General features: G+C 63.0%; 1 protein-coding gene and 1 pseudogene. One reads left to right on the top strand and one right to left on the bottom strand.

Going from position 1 to position 1,021, the window contains the following annotated elements; genetic code table 11:
- The first annotated feature begins 307 nt into the window (after window positions 1–307).
- A complete protein-coding gene (locus tag ABZS54_RS43045; RefSeq protein ID WP_355548958.1) occupies window positions 308–844 on the top strand; it encodes a GNAT family N-acetyltransferase in 537 nt (178 codons plus the stop codon).
- 36 nt (window positions 845–880) lie between these two features.
- Here the strand turns inward: ABZS54_RS43045 and ABZS54_RS43040 are convergent.
- Window positions 881–1,021, bottom strand: a pseudogene (locus ABZS54_RS43040) (IS5/IS1182 family transposase); the annotation flags it as partial.

Here is a 1,021-nt window from a genome sequence, read left to right as displayed (position 1 = left end):
GGCCTCCACCGGACTCGACCCGGTCGTCGTAATCGCCACGTCGGTCATCGGATACTCCCTTTGCTCAGGGTGTACACCGAGTCCTTGATAGTCCCACCTGAGTCGCCCGTTGTCAGCGTGCGGGTCGACGTGTCTAACCGCAATACCGGCCGGTATTGTGTCTAACCGGGTACCGCTGAACGTGCACAGGTCCAAGACGACGCTCGGCGATTGATCTCGGTGGTTCCGCACATCGAGCGTCTACGATCGGCAGGATCGACCGCGCCCTGCGGTACGGCAGTGCGTTCGCCCGTGAAAGGTTGCTGTCATGGCAGATGGCGCGACCCTGGGCAGCGAAGTTGTACTCGAGACGAGTCGCCTGCTACTCAGACCTTGGCGGGTAGCCGAGGCTGTCGTCCAGCGTGAGCTGTGGACCGAACGTGATCCACGAGTGCCGCCGCACCGCCGAATCGACGCGGACGGACACCCCACGGTTGCGGAGCTCGAGGATTCGATCCGCACCAACCAGCTATGGTCGAGCGGGTTGCTGGCGGTCGAGCGGAAGGCCTCTCGCGACGTCATCGGCTACTGCGGTCTGGTCGCCAGCCGGCGAGGATCGGAAGGAGAGCCGGAACTGGCGTTCGAGCTGCTGCACCGAGTTTGGCGTCAGGGATACGCAACCGAGGCCTCGCTGGCGGTTCTGGACTGGGCGAGATCGTCTGGGTACGAACGTCTGTGGGCCACAGTCTGGGACTGGAACACCGCTTCTCGCCGTGTACTGGCCAAGGTCGGGTTCACCGAGACCGAGCGGAAGGAAGTGGACGCGGTGCACGGGACCACCCTGTTCACCATGAGACGGCTCTGAGTGGGCATTTAATTTAGGCTGATGGCTTCTTTTGCCCTAGTAGGTTCCTCGCCAGGTTGGCGTGGTCTCGTCCGTTATGCGCTTGGCGAGGTTGTCGATCGAGGCGACGTGGATCATGGCTTCGGAGCTGGCGGTGAGGGTCTCGTAGTCGCGGGCGAGCCGTCGGTGCATCATGAT

This window comes from Embleya sp. NPDC005575, assembly GCF_040605455.1.
Lineage (GTDB): Bacteria > Actinomycetota > Actinomycetes > Streptomycetales > Streptomycetaceae > Embleya.
Note: the sequence above shows the minus strand (reverse complement) of the source record. Positions and strands in the feature narration are given on the sequence as shown.